The 18,794-nt window shown below is 32.3% G+C and carries 21 protein-coding genes; all 21 read right to left on the bottom strand.

All coding sequences use genetic code 11. The annotated features are described in order from the left end of the window. Positions 1-8: 8 nt before the first annotated feature. The 21 genes from ACQY63_RS00970 to ACQY63_RS00870 all read right to left on the bottom strand — a co-directional run bounded on the left by ACQY63_RS00970 (position 9) and on the right by ACQY63_RS00870 (position 18,453). Positions 9-173, bottom strand: a complete 165-nt coding sequence (locus ACQY63_RS00970; protein ID WP_022165426.1) for an AzlC family ABC transporter permease — start codon at positions 171-173, stop codon at positions 9-11. Further along, positions 157-1,284 (bottom strand): ATP-binding protein, encoded by a 1,128-nt coding sequence (locus tag ACQY63_RS00965; protein WP_022165427.1) that lies wholly within the window; start codon positions 1,282-1,284, stop codon positions 157-159. Before ACQY63_RS00965 ends, ACQY63_RS00970 begins: the two co-directional genes overlap by 17 nt. 147 nt (positions 1,285-1,431) lie before the next feature. Beyond that, positions 1,432-2,184, bottom strand: a complete 753-nt coding sequence (locus ACQY63_RS00960; protein WP_022165428.1) for a tRNA threonylcarbamoyladenosine dehydratase — start codon at positions 2,182-2,184, stop codon at positions 1,432-1,434. Positions 2,185-2,294: 110 nt separating this feature from the next. Further along, positions 2,295-2,873: an NUDIX hydrolase gene (locus ACQY63_RS00955; protein WP_022165429.1), complete on the bottom strand. Its 579-nt coding sequence runs from the start codon at positions 2,871-2,873 to the stop codon at positions 2,295-2,297. Continuing rightward, positions 2,848-4,017 (bottom strand): FprA family A-type flavoprotein, encoded by a 1,170-nt coding sequence (locus tag ACQY63_RS00950; RefSeq protein WP_428244589.1) that lies wholly within the window; start codon positions 4,015-4,017, stop codon positions 2,848-2,850. Before ACQY63_RS00950 ends, ACQY63_RS00955 begins: the two co-directional genes overlap by 26 nt. A gap of 134 nt (positions 4,018-4,151) precedes the next feature. After that, positions 4,152-5,258: an SEC-C metal-binding domain-containing protein gene (locus ACQY63_RS00945; protein ID WP_428244588.1), complete on the bottom strand. Its 1,107-nt coding sequence runs from the start codon at positions 5,256-5,258 to the stop codon at positions 4,152-4,154. A 238-nt stretch (positions 5,259-5,496) separates the two neighbouring features. Beyond that, positions 5,497-6,312 carry a Cof-type HAD-IIB family hydrolase gene (locus ACQY63_RS00940; protein WP_022165457.1) on the bottom strand — a complete coding sequence of 272 codons (816 nt, stop codon included), beginning with the start codon at positions 6,310-6,312 and terminating at the stop codon, positions 5,497-5,499. 13 nt (positions 6,313-6,325) lie between these two features. Next, positions 6,326-7,666, bottom strand: a complete 1,341-nt coding sequence (locus tag ACQY63_RS00935; RefSeq protein ID WP_428244587.1) for an N-acetylmuramoyl-L-alanine amidase — start codon at positions 7,664-7,666, stop codon at positions 6,326-6,328. 117 nt (positions 7,667-7,783) lie between these two features. Further along, on the bottom strand, positions 7,784-9,082 hold the full coding sequence (locus tag ACQY63_RS00930; RefSeq protein ID WP_428244586.1) for a hypothetical protein: 1,299 nt from the start codon (positions 9,080-9,082) through the stop codon (positions 7,784-7,786). After that, positions 9,070-9,966 carry an ATP-binding cassette domain-containing protein gene (locus tag ACQY63_RS00925; RefSeq protein ID WP_022165461.1) on the bottom strand — a complete coding sequence of 299 codons (897 nt, stop codon included), beginning with the start codon at positions 9,964-9,966 and terminating at the stop codon, positions 9,070-9,072. The genes ACQY63_RS00930 and ACQY63_RS00925 overlap by 13 nt, the downstream gene beginning before the upstream one ends. A gap of 36 nt (positions 9,967-10,002) precedes the next feature. Beyond that, positions 10,003-10,371, bottom strand: a complete 369-nt coding sequence (locus ACQY63_RS00920; RefSeq protein WP_022165462.1) for a GntR family transcriptional regulator — start codon at positions 10,369-10,371, stop codon at positions 10,003-10,005. Positions 10,372-10,671: 300 nt separating this feature from the next. Further along, positions 10,672-11,229, bottom strand: a complete 558-nt coding sequence (locus tag ACQY63_RS00915; protein WP_428244585.1) for a hypothetical protein — start codon at positions 11,227-11,229, stop codon at positions 10,672-10,674. An 84-nt stretch (positions 11,230-11,313) separates the two neighbouring features. After that, positions 11,314-12,717, bottom strand: a complete 1,404-nt coding sequence (locus ACQY63_RS00910) for an alginate O-acetyltransferase AlgX-related protein (RefSeq protein ID WP_428244584.1) — start codon at positions 12,715-12,717, stop codon at positions 11,314-11,316. 11 nt (positions 12,718-12,728) lie between these two features. Continuing rightward, entirely contained in the window at positions 12,729-14,150 is a 1,422-nt protein-coding gene (locus ACQY63_RS00905) for an MBOAT family O-acyltransferase (protein WP_428244583.1), read from the bottom strand. Positions 14,151-14,190: 40 nt separating this feature from the next. Continuing rightward, entirely contained in the window at positions 14,191-15,039 is an 849-nt protein-coding gene (locus ACQY63_RS00900; RefSeq protein ID WP_428244582.1) for a hypothetical protein, read from the bottom strand. A 29-nt stretch (positions 15,040-15,068) separates the two neighbouring features. Further along, a complete protein-coding gene (locus ACQY63_RS00895) occupies positions 15,069-16,124 on the bottom strand; it encodes a transglutaminase domain-containing protein (protein ID WP_428244581.1) in 1,056 nt (351 codons plus the stop codon). A 175-nt stretch (positions 16,125-16,299) separates the two neighbouring features. Further along, a complete protein-coding gene (locus ACQY63_RS00890) occupies positions 16,300-17,100 on the bottom strand; it encodes an SDR family NAD(P)-dependent oxidoreductase (protein ID WP_117999161.1) in 801 nt (266 codons plus the stop codon). A 41-nt stretch (positions 17,101-17,141) separates the two neighbouring features. After that, complete coding sequence (locus tag ACQY63_RS00885; RefSeq protein ID WP_412621848.1) at positions 17,142-17,405, bottom strand: hypothetical protein; 264 nt, start codon at positions 17,403-17,405, stop codon at positions 17,142-17,144. A gap of 84 nt (positions 17,406-17,489) precedes the next feature. Continuing rightward, positions 17,490-17,720, bottom strand: a complete 231-nt coding sequence (locus ACQY63_RS00880; RefSeq protein ID WP_022165933.1) for a hypothetical protein — start codon at positions 17,718-17,720, stop codon at positions 17,490-17,492. 147 nt (positions 17,721-17,867) lie between these two features. Then, positions 17,868-18,092, bottom strand: coding sequence for a hypothetical protein (locus ACQY63_RS00875; protein ID WP_302689255.1), 225 nt, complete (start codon positions 18,090-18,092; stop codon positions 17,868-17,870). Positions 18,093-18,135: 43 nt separating this feature from the next. Continuing rightward, positions 18,136-18,453, bottom strand: a complete 318-nt coding sequence (locus ACQY63_RS00870; protein WP_412621846.1) for an RNA polymerase sigma factor — start codon at positions 18,451-18,453, stop codon at positions 18,136-18,138. Positions 18,454-18,794: the final 341 nt, after the last annotated feature.

The following is an 18,794-nucleotide window of genomic DNA, read 5'->3' as shown; positions in this document are numbered from 1 at the left end:
TTTTTCAATTATAAACGAAATTGTAACATATATCCAACCACGCCACCAATTACTGAACCAACCATCCAATAGCACCAGCTAAAAAGAGCCACAAAAAACATTACTTTACGACCTCTTTTGGTTTCACCGTCAACAGTACAGTTTACAGCATAAGTTTCATCTGTCATAGTCATCTAAGAAGTGATGTTTCTCCCCTGATTTCTTGTATGAAATAACTGTATCTAAATTTACATTTTCAACGCTTTTGAAAATATTGCTCTCCACATAAGGATTAACCTGTTTTAAGTTTTTAATAAGTTCTTTTATTTCCACACGCTTTGATCTGTTTTCTTCATTGTTACAGGTTGTGCAAGTGTCTGTAAACTTGCACGCACACTGTATGAAATGTAAGTCGTTATAGTCTCTCCATGACTTAATGTCATCTTCACGAATTAAATATAACGGTCTGATTAATTCCATGCCTTCGAAATTTGTACTGTGAAGTTTTGGCATCATTGTCTGAACCTGAGCACCGTACAACATACCCATTAATATTGTCTCAATAACATCATCATAATGGTGACCTAATGCGATTTTGTTGCAACCTAATTCCTGTGCGAAACTATATAAATGGCCTCTTCTCATTCTTGCACATAAATAACATGGTGACTTTTCCACATTAAATACTGACTCAAAAATATCTGACTCATATATATCAATTGGGATGTTTAGTTTCTTTGCATTGTCTTCAATGACTTTTCTATTTTCAGGACTATAACCTGGATCCATAACTAAAAACTTCACATCAAAATCAAATTTGTTATGTCTCTTTAATTCCTGAAAAAGTTTTGCCATAAGCATTGAATCTTTACCACCTGAAATACAGACAGCAATTTTGTCTCCCGGTTTTACCAGTTCGTAAGTGTTTATTGCCTTGGCAAACTTAGACCAGATAGTTTTCTTATATTTTTTTCTAATACTCTGCTCTACATCCTTTGCTTTGTTTTCTGCAATTTCTTCGTTCATTGTGTCCATAAGCCACGCAATGTAACCACCTTCAAGATTCACTGCATCATAGCCCTTTTCACAAAGATTCTCTGCTATTTCTAAACTGTTTTTTCCTCTTGCACAACATATAATTAATTTTTTTGAAAAATCTATATTCTCATTATTCTCTATGTTATCAGGGGAAACATGTATTGAACCAGGTATGGCACCATAAGAAATATCCAATTCACTTCTAATGTCTATAACCTGATATGAATCTTTATCCAATGCTTTCATTTCTTTTGCTGAAATGTTCATAATTTTCCTCCAAATATTATATAAGTATCATTTGATTACTAATAATCTTTTATAATTATCTTTATAACTACTTTTTTTGTAATTTTTTTCTACTTTGTCCAAAATATTTTTCTGTAGAAAACATGTGCTAAATAACCTACATCAAAATTATACCGATAAATCTTTGACAACTTCACCTGCAATAATCAAGCCAACTACTGATGGTACAAATGCCACACTACCCGGAATTGCTCGTCTTTCAGTGCATTTGTGTTTTGCTTCCGGTGGGCAGATGCAGTTTGCTCTACAACTAATTGCCATGTCTTCAACAGGTGTCATTGCAGGCTCTTCTGAATATACAACCTTTAATTTTTTTACACCACGTTTCTTTAACTCTCTTCTCATTACCTTGGCTAAAGGACATACCTTTGTCTTGTATATATCAGCCACCTTAAATGCACTAGCATCAAGTTTATTTCCTGCACCCATGCTACTGATGATTTTTACATTTTTCTCCTGGGCTTTCATAACTAATGAAATCTTTGCCGTAACAGTATCTACAGCATCTACAATGTAGTCATATTCATCAAAAGGGAACTCATCAGCATTTTCAGGTAAAAAGAAACACTTATAAGTGTTTACCTTTGCATCAGGATTAATTTCTAATATACGTTCCTTGCAAACATCTACCTTATATTTTCCTACAGTTTTTCTTGTAGCTATAATCTGTCTGTTTAAATTAGTTAAACAAACCTTATCGTCATCTATTAAGTCAAATGTTCCTACGCCACTTCTAACTAAAGCTTCTACAACGTAGCCGCCTACTCCACCTACTCCAAAAATAGCAACTCTTGAGTTTTTTAACTTCTCCATTGCTTCTTTTCCCAGTAATAATTCTGTTCTTGAAAATTGTGTTAGCATTATTTTCTCCTTACATATAAACAGCGGATGCACTGCACCCGCATTGTTATAATTCCTAGTAATAATATAGGTAAATATTATAAATGTGGTAATTATCTTTGTCAAACATTTTATTTTAAATGAGTTCCTTCGTGGTCTCTCAAGAAGAACATTAATTCAATTTTTGCTCTGTGATAAGCAATAAACTCATCTTTTTCAATTAAATCAAGAATTTCCTCTTTTGTAGCCCACCTTACAGCTTTAACTTCTCTTAGAGCAATTGTTACATCCTTAATGTCTACATCTTTTTCAACTAAGTAACAATCATCAAAGCCTCCATGGAAATTAATTGTAAAGGCCGGTCTGACTTCACTTAAGTCAAGCTCAATTCCAAGTTCCTCCATAGTTTCCCTGCTTGCAGCTTCACTACTTGTCTCTCCTGCAATCACACTGCCACCAACACTTACATCCCAAAGATTTGGCCACAACTTCTTATCTTCCTGTCTCTGTTGAATAAGCATTTCACCTTTACTGTTAAAAATAGAAACATGTACCACTGTTCTGTAAAAGCCTTCCGGTACCTCTTCGTTTTTGTTAATTGTGTTGCCTGTTCTAATTCTGTCCTTTGTGTACAAATCCCATTTTTCCATTTGCTTATAAACCTTTCCTAACTCATTTTTGTTATTAACAATTGATGATTTCTTCTGCAAGTTTTTCCATCTGTTCTATGTTTTCTTCCTTCATAACAGACTTAACTGTTACCATATTCTCGCATACTTTAACATCCTTCATTGGCTCTAACAGCCCCTTCATAACTTTTCCGGCTAATGGAGCCCAGGAGCCATTTTCAATAAGTCCTACTGTTCTCTTCTGGTAACTCTTATTAGCTAATCTGTTTAAGAAATCTTCCATAACCGGGAAAACTCCGCCGTCATAAGTAGCTGCTGCAAGAATCATTCTGTCATATCTGAAAGCATCTTCAATTGCTTCAGCCATGTCATCTCTTGATAAATCCATAACTGAAACTTTTTCAACACCCTTCTCTTTTAAGATTTCAGCCATTTTTTCACCGGCTTTAATAGTGTTTCCATGTATAGATGCACATGCAATTAGAACACCTTTGTCTTCTGGTTCATAACTACTCCATGTTGCGTATTTGCCAATGTAATATGAAAGATTCTCTTTTAAAATTGGTCCATGAAGTGGACAAATAGTATTAATTTCAAGGGCTGCTGCTTTTTTAAGTAAAGTCTGAACTGGCATACCGTACTTACCTACAATATTAAAGTAATATCTTCTTGCTTCACATGCCCAATCTTCATCCGCTGATAGGGCACCAAACTTTCCAAATCCGTCTGCTGAGAAAAGTACCTTCTCTGACATTTCGTATTCCACCATAACTTCCGGCCAGTGAACCATTGGTGCCATTACGAATTTAAGTGTATGAGATCCTAAATTAAGTTCTTCGCCTTCTTTTACAACAATGCTTCTTTCCTGTAAGTTTTCAATTTCAAAAAACTGTGGTAACATTGCCAACGCTTTTGCACTTAGTACAATTTTTGCTTCAGGATATTTTTCTGTAACTTCCTTAATACTTCCCGAATGGTCAGGCTCTAAATGTGAAACAATTAAATAATCTACACTTCTGCCTGCTAATGCATTAGATAGATTATCTAACCACTCACTTGTTTTTCTTTCATCAACAGTATCCATTACTGCTGTTTTCTCATCTATAATTACATAAGAATTGTATGAAACACCATTTGGAACTACATACTGACTTTCAAATAAATCTATGTCTGTGTCATCAACTCCTATGTACTTAATTGCATCTGAAATATATGTATCGCTCATATTCTTCCTCCTTTGAATTCAAAACTATTTTATAGTATATCACGTCACAATATATGTGAAAAGAAATTCTGAAGCAATTTTTATTACACAAAAAATGAGGTCTGACATTGTCATAACCTCATTATTTTAATTTTCTATTTTCTTCCACAACACTGTTTGTATTTCTTTCCTGAGCCGCATGGACATTTATCGTTAGGATAAATTTTCTTACCATGTGTAACACCTGTGTTCTTTGGTTTTGACTGATTACTCTGTGTATTCAAGTCAACTCTTCTTGGTGCTTCAAGTGGTGTAAAACCACGATTTAAAATCATTCTGCTGTTGTTCCAAAGATTCTGAACATACTGTGCCAAGGCACTAATCTGAAGGTCACTGTCTAAATGAACGCCCTCTTCGTTTTTAATCATTTCAAAAACTTCTCTAATTTCTGCCCCTGACATAATCTCAGACTGTACACGCTGGCATAAGTTAGTTGCATGTTCTTCTGTCATGTTCATCTTGCGAATCATATAATCTTCAAAGTTCTGGGCTTCCATTGTTTCAGGTAAAATACCGTATGTTCCAAGAGACATAATTTCCTTCTTTGTTGGAATATAATATGCTCTGTCACCCTGTGCCTTTATTAAACCTCTGTCATTTGGATAAAAGAAACTATAGTAAACTTTTCCATCGTGAACCTGGTATAAACTTAATTCATAAGGGATACTTTCAATTCTCTCAATAAGCTGTTCTTCTGTTTCATCGTACTTAACACCTTTTTTCATCATGTCAAGAATAACTGAAACAGGTGCTATACCGTGTAAAAAACCTGAAGTCTTTAAGCAACAGAAAAGAAAACTGTTAATTTTTCTTTTTGCTTCAAACTCTTCGTCTGAAATTTCTTCATATCTTTTAACTACATCTGCCGGTGCTGTATACTGTTTTTCAGAAATTCTACCCATGTATGAAGCACCATATAATTTACTATATAAAATCTTGCTTGTAGTATCATCTTCTTCGCTATTATCTCTATTTCTGAATGCTTCGATTTCCTCATCAGTCATATACTGGAAGTATTTCACCATTTCTTCAGCACTTAACATTTTTTCAATAATTGTTTCAATTAATGGACCTTTATTTAGTTTAGATATGCCTTTAATGCCTTTCATTTTTGCAATATCTTTTAAATCATCTTTATTAAAATCTTCAAAAATATCTTTTAATAATATTTCCTTACGATTTTCTGACTTAGCAACTTTCATATAAACTCCTTTTCTCTTAACTTTAGTATATTAATTATATTTAAAGTATTCTTACCATAAATATTTAATTTCTAAATCAGGTGCTATGCACCATAAAACAATTTCAATCCACACATTATATTACTTTGATTTTTTTATATTGTAAACTAAAAAATTTAAGTTTGAAAAAATTTTAAGTATTTTTCATAGATTTTCCTGTATTTTTCTCTTTGTTTTTGCACTTTTGACAATATACTTCTTACAATAAACCAAGTTTTTCAAAAGCATTATAAATGCCATCGTTGTTTATGTCTGTTGTTACCATGTCTGCTTTGTCTTTTAAATCAGGAATTGCATTACCCATTGCAATGCCTGTTCCTGCAAACTCAATCATTTCAAAATCATTTGGGCCGTCACCAACTGCAACTGAATTGACAACCGATACCTGAGCGGCTTTTAAAAATTCTCTCATGCCTATAGCCTTATTAACACCTGCAATGGTAATCTCACCACCGTTTTTCTGATTGTTATAACTAAGTGGTGTATTTTCAAAATCAGGTGCCAAATCAGCTGCCACCTTGTCTCCCGGAAAAGGTCCTGTCTGATAAACAGCTTTCTCCTGATTGTCCGGTGTCCAAACATCTTCTCTTATTTCCATTTTACCAAAAGTATTTTCTATATGTTTCTTACTTGCACCTGCCTTAACAAAACCTTCTGTTAATTTTTCCTTGCAGTTTTCCGTTGTAATAAGTCTTGTGTCCGTTTGAATACTGAAAATAAAATTGTTATCTTTTAAATAATGACCTAACTTTTCTCTCTGCTCTTTTGTCATACATTTGTGATAAACAACTTTTCCTTCATATTCCACATACGCTCCTGCTGCTGCAACTATACCGTCTATCCCTAAGTCCAGAACTTCCTTCGCTATCTGGAATTTACTTCTACCTGAGCAGACAACCATGTAATGTCCATTTTCTCTTGCTTTTCTAATGGCTGTTTTGGTTGATTCAGGTATGTTACCAAAGAAATCAACTATTGTTCCATCTATATCTAAAAATACAACTTTTTTGTCCATTTTCTACCTCATTCTATCTTTTACTTAAAAGCTTTCCTGTCTTTTTGCTGAATCTATAATATTTTTTCTTTATTTTCTGTTTACCTTTTAGCATGCCCTTTTTCTTTGAAAAATAGTAAGTAGCATTTTTGTAGGTTACCCAACCGTTTTTCTTATAACCTTTTGAGTTAAAATAGTAGCTGCTAACACCGTCATTATAAATTTTACTTCTTAATATAACTCCATTGCCTTTTGCCAGATATTTTTTGTTTTTAACTATAAACCAGCCTGTTTTTAAAACACCTGTTTTGGAGTTAAGATAAAACTTATTTTTTCCTACAGTTATGAAACCTTTATCCATTTTGGCATTTTTGCTGTTAAAATGATACCAGCTGCCATTTACCTTAACCCAGCCTGTAATCTTCTTACCGCTAGAGTTAATGTAATATGTAGATTTTCCCTTTTTATTTAAGGTGCCTGAAATGTTCTTTTTACTTAAAGTATAATAAGCAACTATACCTTTTGCGTCTGCTACACCTAATTTTTTTCGTTTTGCAGTTGTTTTCAAAAACTTTTTGCAGTCACTTTTGTTGGTAATAAATCCATGTTCAACAATAATACTAGGTATCTTGTTATAAATGCCTTCTCGTACAATTGAATAGTAATCTGCTCTAGCTTTGTTTGGATAATAATAATCATCGGACTTTCTTAAAAGGAAACCACCGTTATACACCCCTGCCAGCTGAAGATTATCCAAAATTTTTTTTCCTAATTTCGTTGTTTTTATACCTACAGAAGTTCTGTAACCCGAATTATATGCAGAAAGCAAAAGTGCTCCTTTTCTGCTTGGGCTTGGGTCTGAATTAATGTGAAGACTTACTAAAAAATCTGCGTCTAGTCTTTTTGCCATATTATTTCTTGCTACAAGACAACCTGCAAGACTTGCAGTTGATAAACAATTACCATTTGTTCTTGTCATGTAAACTGTCACGTCACCAAACTTATTAAGATAGTCTCTGCAGGCAAGTCCAATATCCAATGTGATTATTTCTTCCTTTAAACCATTACCATGAGCTCCTATATGTACTTTGCAATGTCCCGGATCTAACAAAATTATTTTGGACTTAACAGGTGAAAGATTAGACTCTGTGTATTTTCCCACAGTTGTTGTTTCCTGCGGTTTCGTAGTTTCAGCGGGTGTTGTCTGTTCCGGGGTTGTTGTTTCATTTGGTGTAGTCTCTTCCACAGTTGTTGTTTCTACCTGTGTTGTAGTTTCCTGTTCCACTGCGGCTAAAACATTGTTAGAAAAAACAATTCCCAAACCTAATAAGAATGTAGTTGTTCCTATATAAAATGTTCTTTTTAATTTTCTCATAATTATCTCCTGTATTCTTAAAAACTGTAGAATATATTTAAACAATAAATTCTACAGTCTTACTTTTATCACTTTCAATCAAGCTACAGGAAACATTATAACACAAATGTTTCTTATTTATTTAACTTTTATAAACTCTGAGTTTATATTCTCAGATGTATTTGCCTTTGGAACATAAATTACAACACGATAAGATGTTGTATATCTGCTTATCATTTCTTTAAAATCGTCCAAGTCATCATCAGAATCTTTAACTTTATTTCCCATGAATCTCTGTATATCTGCATTTTGGGATCCATAAACATTTAATGCTATATATTTCTTATTTAAAGATTTATTAGTTATAACGAATTTATTGTTTTCTACAGAAACATTAATGTCTGAATCAGCAAAAATATCATCTATCAAAGAACTTTTAGTAGTTGGGATATATTTTCTAACAACTACTTTTGCTTTATCTCCCTGTCTTATTTCTACATTTTCAACTCCAATGGCATCCATGTCGCTATGTCCGTATCCCCCCTCTACTACTTTCATGCCTGCCGGTATATTAATACTATATTCCACCTTTTCAGCTTTTTCTTTATTTCCCTTAACATAATCTTCCATCTCTTCTGTTCCCGATAATCCATAAAAGAGTGGTGTCACTGCAAGTAACATAATCATCATTGCAATTACAATACCCATGAGAATGTTTCCGTAGTTAATTGTAAACTTGCTGTCTTTTATGTATTTTTCAAGTAAAAAGCCAATTACGAAAAAGATTACACATATAATTAAAATTTCTAAAATGTCTTTTCCCGCCACATTAAATTGGGCATCTGAATCTGACAATACTATAACCCCGTTTCTTATTAAAAGTAGTATTCCCATAACTATTGCCAGCAATACTAATATGCTCTTTCTTGCAATGGTTGCTGTAAGTTTAATCACCGCTGTTAAGAACAGGAAGCCAGCCAAAATGTAAACTGTTATACCTAAGATAAATTTTGCATTTATTTTTGTGAAAACAGAAAAGTCTGTAGTAGCGCAAATAATAAATATAACAAATTTTATAATTAGTACGCACACAACTTCAAGCAATGAAAAAATTCCTAAAACAGTAATGTCGCTTAACCAGCTTGCAACATATCTTGTTACTCTGTTTTGTGGATACATACCAGTTGATTTCTTAAAAATATTTGTATTATAGGAAAACACAATCATTAATATTAAGGCTGCAAAAACAAATACCCCTTTCGGAAATTCCACTGCATAACAGTGATTTGAAGTATTTTTCATCATTAATACTATTTCCCAAAAATTCAAAATAAGCATACCTATGGTTATTACTGCCAGACCTTTAATGTAACCTGATAATTGTCTTATTCTTAATTTGTATAAATCCTTTATATTTCTTAATTCTAATTTTTCCATAATTCCTCCATATTTTCACTATCCGTTTTTGTTGTCTTAAACACGTAATATTCTTCAGCTGTAAGATTTTCAAAAGCTAACTCTTCTTTAACTAATGCTTCCCTTATGTTATCAGTTATTTCTTCTTCAACTACTGCCATTGAATTTAAAGCCCCGATGTTTTTGTATAATACATTTTTTCCTACTATGTAATTCTCAACTTTTTCTTTCTCCCCGGTAACTTTGTATGCCTTGTTTCTTATTTCATCAAGGTCCCCATCATATACAATATTGTTATTATCCAAAATCACAATATGGGATAACATATTTTCCATTTCCCCTAACATATGACTTGAAACTAAAATCGTTCTTGGGTGCTCAATGTAATCTCTTAAAATCACATCATAAACTTTTCTTCTGCTTACTGCATCCACTCCCGCAACCGGTTCATCTAAAATTGTAAGTTCTGATCTTGTTGCCATTGCCAGACAAAAATTAAATAAACTTTTCTGACCTTTAGACAAATGTTCAATTCTTACCTTTTTATTTAATTCAAATAATTCCAATAATTTTTCTGCAAATTCCAAGTCGAAATTTTTATACATTAATTTATAATCTTTAACTATACTTTCTAATTTTCTATTTATATAACCTAATTCATCTGAAGCATAAACTATTTTGTTTATTACATTTATTTTATTTATTTCTTCGCCATCATATAATATTGTTCCCTTATCAGGTAGATTCTTTCCAGCCAACAATTTCATTAATGTTGTTTTTCCCTGACCGTTTCTGCCAATTAAACCAATAATATTATCCGGCTGTAATTGTAGCGAAAAATCTTCTAATACTTTTCTTCTTTTTGACATATACCAAAAGGATATGTTTTCAATTTTTATTTCCATTATTCACTTCTCCTTCTACATAATTTGATTTTCTAATTAGTCTTCATATTTTCTTGTTATGATTTCTATTAATTCATCCTTTGATAACGACAATTTCTTTCCAAGTTTTATTAAATTGTCAACTACCAGGTCGATTTCTTCATGTCGCTTACGCTTTGTAATCATTTCAATTGCATTTTCTGATACAGTCATAGCCTGCCCCCTATGTTTTATTAAAATTCCACGATTTACTAAAAGATTAATTCCTTTGGCAGCCGTAGCCGGATTAACACGTAGTTCCTTAGCTAAGGTTACCTGGGAATAACATGTGCCACCTTCTTCTATCCTGCCTGTTAGAATGTCATCTTCTATACCATCAGCGATTTGTACATAAATGGGAATCATGCTGTTTTCATCAATTCTCAAGCTTTCTCCTCCTCTCCACTACATTACTGATATAATGTAGTATAGTTGTACTGTTGTTTATTGTCAAGGAAAAAGTTTCCTTTCAAGCGAGTGCCCCTATTGGAACGTATTTTATGTAATAAGAAATTCTCAAAGGATTTCTTATTACATAAAAAAGAAGCCTTATAAACTCTGTTTCCTTAAGAATCAAAAGTTTACAATGCTTCTTTTAATGCTAGATAACGTCTGCACATTACCTATAATATTCAGTTTTTAGTTAAATACTATTTCCTATAAAGAAAAAATTAACTATTATTTGTTTTATTCTACACCTGAAATAATCCACTTGCCATTTTTAGTTGATGCAGAAACAATAAAACCGTCAAAGTAGAATAAACCGTCGTATTCTCCTTCGTCAAGACAGCTCTTGTATTTTTCCATTTTCTTGTAGCTTCCTACTTTTGCTGTTAATGAATCAAGTGACTTACCAACATACTTTTTAGCAATGCTTTTGTTTGAGCTACCTTTGTCTTTAGCTTTCTTTGTTGTCTTTGTAGTTGTTTTTTTCTTTACAACTGTTTTCTTTTTAGCAACTTTCTTTTTTGTCTGCTTTTCTACCTTAGCTGCTGTTGTTGTAGGTGCCACTGTTGTTGTAGGTGCCTCAGTTGTTGTTTCTTCTGTTGTTGTTTCTTTTACTTTTTTCTTTTTCTTCTTTTTTGTAGTTTCCTGAACTGTTGTCTGCTCCTGTGTTGTAGGTGCCACTGTTGTTGTTTCCTGTGTTGTTGTTACAGCAGTTGTAGCTTCTTCTTTGTTCCCTCCACATGCAGTCATAAATACCATTGTGGCAATTACTGTTGCCATTACACAAATTTTTCTCATTTTCTCTCTCCTCTTAAATCTTTAGTTTTTATTTACACAAACTCATATTACAAACTCCCCTTAGAGGTAAATGAATCTGTTATTTTACTCCTCAAGTTCTAGCTGTGTTTTCACACCTGAACTATAATACTGATTGTTCTTTGTAGTTATAACATCAATATCGTATGTGCCACCATCTATTAAAGAAGTGTCCAAATACATACCATAATTGTAACCTTTATTTTTTATTTTACTGTTAATTGGTGCCGGAAAAGCTTCAAAAACATACTGTTTATTCTTGCTCTTAAGTCTAATCAAAATCTTGCCATTGTCATCAATGTACTTCTGGTCAACCTGACCGCTTATTGGGAGATAATCTTCCATGTCACCAATATTTACAGTACCTGAATTTTCTTTTTCTACAACTTCTCCATTTAAAATTCTTGTAGGGGCTACCATGTATGGAGCTTCCTCAATTAATGAAGGTATATGTCTTTCGACTAACTCAATTACAACTGCCTCAGCATTATTTTCACTTTGCAAATTCATGTCATAAGGAACAGCCTTTGTAAAATAGCCACTTCCATATTCATCAGCTACAAACGGAATTAACGCATTTCCAAAAGAATCTCTATACATAACAATAGAGCCTTTCTTTTCCTTGTTTTCAGTTGCCATTGATATATCTGTTACTTTCTTAAAGTGAGATGTTACTTTATAAGTATGCTTTTTATCATACTTAACATTGTAATCCTTCTCACTACCTTTAGGAAACAGCATTTCATACAAATCTCCCGAAAAATCTTTTGTTACGCTGTACTTTTCATCTGAATAATTATAATGCTTCTTTCCTAAATTATTAAGTATAAAATCACATGCCATTGTTGCACCTTCATTGTTCCAATGACTGTCAAGTTTATGATATACTTTCTTACCCGATTTAAGGAATTTCCCTTTTAAATCAACAGTATTAATTTTCTGTTCCTTAAGCTGTTTCTTTAGGTAATAATAGTTGTTTTTATCTGATATCTTTACAAATCTGCCAGGCATAAATTCAGGATATAATGAATTCTTATTAGGTGCTACCACAAACAAAAATTTACCATTATTATTTTCTACATGCTCCTGTAACAGAGATAAAACTCTGCCACAAGCATATATTTGTCTGTCGGACAACACGTTCTGACCTAAATAATCATTAAGGGTTTCGCTAAAAAACAAATAACCTTTATTTCCCACTATTACTTCACTGTTTCCTGACTCCTTGAAAACATTCTTTTTTATTACTGCATCAGTCTCAATAAGCTGTTGACGAAATGCGAAATTATCCGAAAAATAATCACTTAACTGATTAAAGAAATCCATATTTACTTTTCCATTTTCTTTTACTTTTGGGAAAGTCTGAACTTCTCTTTTTTCTGCACTTATATCAGTTTTATAAAAGAACATTCCAAGTGATGGTAAACATATCATAATAAAAAATATTGCTATAAATATCTTTTTCTTCATGTTCACTCCTGTTAAAATCTAAAATAAATAAATGGATTGTAGGTTGCTGTTGCAAGTGCCACAACACATATTAGTAAAAATAAAATGTCTGCAACATAGATTAATGTTCCTGATATATTCTCACCACATTTATTTTTGATTACATTAACAATTTTTTCTCTTAACGGATAAGCAAAAGCAATTGCTAACAATATTATAAATACATAATATGGACTTAGTAACTGACCAACATAGCTTATTGATTTTAGCCCCATATTAAATCCTGTAAACATTGTCTTTAACATCTTAAGACCAATCATAACACTATCTGCCCTAAACATAACAAAGGCACAAATTACAACAATCCACGTAATAATGTTGCTTACTATTTTGTTTTTGATTTTGATTACCTGTCCAATTGTATCTTCAATTACATTTGCAACACCATGAATTAAACCCCATATTACAAATGTCCAATTTGCTCCATGCCATATACCTGTTAAAAAGAATACTATCATTTTGTTTAATTCAGTTCTAAACTTACCTTTTCTGTTACCGCCTAAAGGTATATAAACATATTCTTTAAACCAGGTTGATAAGGAAATATGCCATCTTCTCCAAAAGTCTTTTATACCCTTGGCTGAATAAGGGTGATTAAAGTTTTCCCTAAATTCAAAACCGAAGATTTTTGCCATACCTATTGCCATGTCAGAATAACCACTAAAATCATAGTAAATCTGAAGTGTATAGGTAATTGCTCCTACCCATGCCACAATAAAATTATAGTCACTGATATCTAGTTTAAAGATTGCATCTGCAACATAACCTGTCGCGTTGGCAATAATAAGTTTCTTTGTTAAACCTATGATAAATCTTCTAATCCCCTCTGCTGTTTTGTCAATTGTACTTTCACGCTTATTAATCTGCTTTGCAATTTCATTATATCTGATAATGGGACCTGCAATAAGCTGTGGAAAAAATGAAACATACAGCATTAGATTAAATAAATTCTTCTGCATTAATTCAGGATTTCTGTATACATCAATTACATACGATAAAGCCTGAAATGTAAAAAATGATATACCAATTGGAAGTGCAATTGCAGGAATTTTAATTTTTAAGTTACCTATGTAATTAACATTCTCTAATATAAAGGATGTGTATTTAAAAACACACAACATACCAATATTAACAATTACTGCTAACACTAAAACTATTCTTTTTCCAACAATACTTCCACTGTCACTAAACTTTCCTTCAAAAAGCCCAAATATATAATTAAATATGATTGAGGCAATCATAAGCAATACATAAACCGGCTCTCCAAAAGCATAGAATATTAAACTTGCTATAATCAGCAATATATTTTTTGTTTTTATACCCGGCAGTATAAAATACAACGCACATACAACCGGTAAAAATACAAAAAGAAAAATTGCCGAACTAAAAACCATAATTTTCTCCCGTCTGTATTTTATCTATTTTTGTAATTAATTAAATTTTTCTTTTATCTACAGGATGGCAACTAAAATTGCTATATGACAAATTATAATATTTATTATAATCTTTTGCTCTTGCAAAAAGGGCATCATACACTCTGCCGTTTAATTCCACCCAGGCGTGTTCTGAATCATGGGCAACATAAACTGTGCTATAACCACACTCATGAAGCATAAAAGCTAATGCTGCTGACATTGATACACAACAGCCGCTGTCCTTGTCAAAAACGTCATCTGCAAATGCAGACTCCCAACCTTTTTTGTGATAAATAGGTTTTAAAAATCTGTATCTTCTGTAAGGGACCTTTGCAATATAGTCAAAACATTTTCTTAACTTCTGAGCTTTTGTGTCACTTACTTTGCAAACTTTGTTTACAGTTTTTCTTGCCTTTATCATTGTGTTAATTTTGGCAACATTTAATTTGTTTTTCTTTGCCCTTCCATACTTGTCCAAAGAAATACCATCTACTTTTTTCTTAATTGCCATTTTGCCACTTGTTCTGTCAAAATAATAGTATTTTCCTTTGTACTGTTTCCATCCGGTAACTACCACACCGTTTTTATCAAGTAAATATTTGTACTTCTTTGTTTCAAGAATTATGCTTTTTAGCTTTTTACCTGATTTTAAATAATACTTCTTACCGTCTTTTGTTACAAAACCTGTTTTTCCTTTTTTCTTTTTGCTTACTTTTTTAGCCTTTGTTTTTTTGTTTGCACTTAAAGTCTGAACATTTTTTGTTACTACACCTGCATTATTATTTTTTACGTTAGCCAATGTAATGTTCAACATGCCAATGCTCAGGCATAAAGACATTAATAGTGCAATTTGTTTTTTTCCTTTCATTTTTCCTTTCATTTTTCCTTTCAATTTATTTATAAAACAGGATACCTGTTATATACAGAATATACTCCCGGCATTCTTGCATATGATGTATAGTAGAAATGCCACATACTTCTTCCTTTTCTGTATCTTTCAAAACCCTTGTTAGGATCAAAAATATAGCTTCCACCGCCAATTTTCACTTCAGTCCATGCATGTGGTGCGCTTTCAATCACGCCTCTTACTACAGTAACATCAAAGCCAATTTCTTTTGCCATTAAAGCGAATTCTGCTGCATAACTGTAGCATCTTCCTGAATGTGTAACCAACATATTATAACCATAAGCTTCTACCCAGTTAGCTGCTGATGGCTGTACAAATCCCGGTTTAATTCTATATGAACTACTTCTTACCACATAAGAGTAAGCTTTTCTTATTTTTGTCATCTTAGAATCTTTAGAATTTGTGATTTTCTTTAAAGTAATGTAAGCCTGATATCTTGCAAGACTTCTTGGAATTGCTTTTCCCTTCTTGTCAAAAACATAGTATTTTGAAGCAACTTTCTTTGTCTTATTCTTAACCATCTTGTAAGTTTTCTTGTCAAAATAGTAATAATAAGATTTTACTTTTACTAAGCCCTTCTTTAAAACACCGGCTTTCACATAATATTTGTTTTTCTTGTACTTAATAATTCCTGTTTTTGTGCTTAATTTACCACTTTTTGTAAAATAATAAGTTTTCTTTCCGATTTTCTTAATTCCTTTTACCTTATATCCATTTTTGTCAAAACCATATTGTGCCTTTCCTACTTTGACCAATCTGTTTTTGGCGTATGACTTAGAATTAAAATAATATCTTGTTCCTTTTTTTGATTTTACCCAATAACTTTTCTTCTGATTGCCAGTTGTCTGATTATTAATTTTTGTAGTTTTTTCCGTTACCGGCTGTGTTGTTGTAGGCTGTGTTGTTTCCGCTTCTGTAGTTGTCTCTGCCACTGTTGTTACCTGTGGTGTTGTCACCTGTTCATCGGCGAATACTAACTTGTTACTAAATCCCATTCCTACCACAAATGCCATAGAAACGATTGCTGTGTAAAGTGCTTTTTTCATCTATCTTCTTCTCCTCTTTTTGTTCTTTATACTCTGTGTGCAAATTGTATAAATTTGCCACATAATATAGTAGCACTTTGATATGTAAAAGTCCATAAACTCAAAGAAAAAGCTACATACTTTTTAACAAAACATGTAGCTTTTCTGTATTTATAATTATATTATTTAAAACCCTCTATGGTCTCTGTCCAAGTCCACCTTCAAGAGTGATTGTTTCACCTGTCATAAATTTAAAATCAGGCGATGCCAGCTGTATGCAGACTCTACCGATTTCTGTTTCAACATTTCCATAATGCCCCATTGGTGGCATCTTAACGTTTGCCTTAAATGCATCAGGATATGCTTTTTCAAAATTCTCTAACTGTGCTGTCCAAGCTAAAGGACAAACAACATTTACATTAATGCCGTCAGGTCCCCATTCAGTAGCTGCAACTCTTGTAAGTCCACGAATTCCTTCCTTGGCTGCTGCATAAGCACACTGACCATAATTACCAAAAAGACCTGCACCTGATGCAAAATTAATTACAGAACCTTTTGTCTCTTTTAAGTAAGGATAACATTCCTTCATGTAATAAAATGCTGCATATAAGCCTGAGTAAACTGCCAAGTCAAACTGGTCCTTTGTGTGATCTGCCAATGTTACGCCTGATGCTGAAGCCTGAGCATTATTTATTAAAACATCTATATGTCCAAATTCTTTAATTGCTTTATCAACCACGCTCTTTACCACCGCCTCATTATCTGCTGATGCACTTATGTCCGCCTGAACCGGTAGAACTTTTATACTATATAAACGCTCTAACTCTTCCTTTGCATCTTCAAGCTTTTTAACATTACGACCGGTAAGTACAAGATTTGCACCTTCTTTTGCATAGGCTGTAGCTATGCCATAACCAATTGATCCACAACTGCCATCACTTAAAACCGCTCTTCCACCACCTGTAATAATTACTGTCTTGTCTTTAAAAAATCCCATATTAACATCTCCTCTCTTTTGAAATAAATATCATTTATTGACTAATTTTTCATATTCTTTAAAGTTTCTAACAACTCTAAATCTTCTTTTGTAACTTTGATGTTAGTCTTAATAGGCGTTCCATCTTTTGGTGTTATTACAAGGTCTATAACTGTATCCTCTTTAATTTCCAAAGCTGCTCTGTTAAAAAATTTAGGCAACATAGGATGTCTGTTTGTGAATTCAGTCATTTTATTTTTCATTTTCATCATTTCTAATGGGTTCATAATACTCACAATAGCAATAAATGCTATCTCTCCTTTCAATTTTTCTCAAATTACTTGTTATACTCAAATTCTTTTGTTTTCATTATTAATATGATTACATTTTCCTGAGACTGCTCGATTTACTTACATTGGACAGCTTCTACTATCTTCTCTATCCATATTTCCTTTAACATATCTACTGTTAAATTCCATGTTAATATCTCTTATTTCTCTTTTTCCATCAATGTAATCCTCATACATTTCAGCCAACCCTGACATACAGCCATCGCAATTAGCCTCAATGTTACCAAGAGATTCCTCTACAATTTTTCTTCTCTCTTCCTTTGTTGTATCTTTAATTAAATATCCTGCCATAAGTCCTTCCTTCTTCTTTAATTCCTACCGCTACAGTATACTCTCCTTTTTCCCGTCTGTAAATGTAATATAAGCACATATATAACATAAAATCGTTTTCTTTTTTCACTTTATTCAGCAAAAGAAGAAAACGATTCCATAATTTATTTATTTTTCTGTTATTTTATTGTAGTCTTCCAAAAACTCATCAACTAATTTCTGATTGTTTTTCATTTCATTAATTTTCTTTTCATACTTCTTAATAAACTTTTTGTATTTATTATTTTTAGCCTTATAGTCTGCTGCCTGTTTAATATATTTATCGTCAATAGAATTAATCATGTGTTCTGCCATTTGCTTTTTCTTTATTGATTTTTCATTTTCTTTCCTCATAATACCCATCCTTTCTCAGACAAATATTTCTTTAACCTTGTCCTTAGTCTGTGCAAATGAACTGTGACATAATTTTTAAATCATAATAACTGTTTCTTTTCTTTGCTGTATTGGTGTGATATTTTTTCAGGGCAAGATTTTTTGTAATTCTGAAAACATACGCACATAAAGGATTGGGCTTGTTTGGCGGTATCTGATTCCACACTGCAAGGAAGGTATCATTAACACATTCTTCTGCATCTTCTCTACTTACCAATTTCATAGCAATGTTCATGCAAGGCTTTTCGTATTTTTCTTTTAGAACTTTTAAGGCTTCTTCTGACCTGTTAAAAAGATCTTTAATTATTCTTTCGTCTTTCACTTTTTACCTCCTTCACCTTATACTACGAAATTGATCTGTATTATTACACTTGATTTTAAAATATTATACCATGGGTATTGGATTTCTAATTGTCAATTATAACATAGAACTTATTATATAAATTTCCCATATTTGCATATATAGACGTAGCGTTTCTCTCTTTGAACTGACAAATTCAAAAAATGTAGCCATGTTACAACTTCACAATAAACCTCCAAAAAGTTAAATTTTTAGGTTTAAATTTTTTGTGGTTGCTGTAACACAACTACATTTTTGTTTTCAATTATTTACTTTATTCGATTGCAAAAAATTATTTATATAATTTTACAAAATATAATAAA

The organism is Eubacterium sp. Marseille-QA0814 (assembly GCF_965119675.1).
Lineage (GTDB): Bacteria > Bacillota > Clostridia > Lachnospirales > Lachnospiraceae > Eubacterium_G.
The sequence above is the reverse complement of the archived record's forward strand: the minus strand, read 5'-3'. Positions and strand labels throughout refer to the sequence as shown.

What these genes read in the sequence shown, in the direction of transcription:
- ACQY63_RS00970 (WP_022165426.1), bottom strand. Translation starts at nt 173, where the DNA reads ATGACTATGACAGATGAAACTTATGCTGTAAACTGTACTGTTGACGGT.
- ACQY63_RS00965 (WP_022165427.1), bottom strand. Translation starts at nt 1,284, where the DNA reads ATGAACATTTCAGCAAAAGAAATGAAAGCATTGGATAAAGATTCATAT.
- ACQY63_RS00960 (WP_022165428.1), bottom strand. Translation starts at nt 2,184, where the DNA reads ATGCTAACACAATTTTCAAGAACAGAATTATTACTGGGAAAAGAAGCA.
- ACQY63_RS00950 (WP_428244589.1), bottom strand. Translation starts at nt 4,017, where the DNA reads ATGAGCGATACATATATTTCAGATGCAATTAAGTACATAGGAGTTGAT.
- ACQY63_RS00945 (WP_428244588.1), bottom strand. Translation starts at nt 5,258, where the DNA reads ATGAAAGTTGCTAAGTCAGAAAATCGTAAGGAAATATTATTAAAAGAT.
- ACQY63_RS00940 (WP_022165457.1), bottom strand. Translation starts at nt 6,312, where the DNA reads ATGGACAAAAAAGTTGTATTTTTAGATATAGATGGAACAATAGTTGAT.
- ACQY63_RS00935 (WP_428244587.1), bottom strand. Translation starts at nt 7,666, where the DNA reads ATGAGAAAATTAAAAAGAACATTTTATATAGGAACAACTACATTCTTA.
- ACQY63_RS00930 (WP_428244586.1), bottom strand. Translation starts at nt 9,082, where the DNA reads ATGGAAAAATTAGAATTAAGAAATATAAAGGATTTATACAAATTAAGA.
- ACQY63_RS00925 (WP_022165461.1), bottom strand. Translation starts at nt 9,966, where the DNA reads ATGGAAATAAAAATTGAAAACATATCCTTTTGGTATATGTCAAAAAGA.
- ACQY63_RS00915 (WP_428244585.1), bottom strand. Translation starts at nt 11,229, where the DNA reads ATGAGAAAAATTTGTGTAATGGCAACAGTAATTGCCACAATGGTATTT.
- ACQY63_RS00910 (WP_428244584.1), bottom strand. Translation starts at nt 12,717, where the DNA reads ATGAAGAAAAAGATATTTATAGCAATATTTTTTATTATGATATGTTTA.
- ACQY63_RS00905 (WP_428244583.1), bottom strand. Translation starts at nt 14,150, where the DNA reads ATGGTTTTTAGTTCGGCAATTTTTCTTTTTGTATTTTTACCGGTTGTA.
- ACQY63_RS00900 (WP_428244582.1), bottom strand. Translation starts at nt 15,039, where the DNA reads ATGAAAGGAAAAAAACAAATTGCACTATTAATGTCTTTATGCCTGAGC.
- ACQY63_RS00895 (WP_428244581.1), bottom strand. Translation starts at nt 16,124, where the DNA reads ATGAAAAAAGCACTTTACACAGCAATCGTTTCTATGGCATTTGTGGTA.
- ACQY63_RS00890 (WP_117999161.1), bottom strand. Translation starts at nt 17,100, where the DNA reads ATGGGATTTTTTAAAGACAAGACAGTAATTATTACAGGTGGTGGAAGA.
- ACQY63_RS00880 (WP_022165933.1), bottom strand. Translation starts at nt 17,720, where the DNA reads ATGGCAGGATATTTAATTAAAGATACAACAAAGGAAGAGAGAAGAAAA.
- ACQY63_RS00875 (WP_302689255.1), bottom strand. Translation starts at nt 18,092, where the DNA reads ATGAGGAAAGAAAATGAAAAATCAATAAAGAAAAAGCAAATGGCAGAA.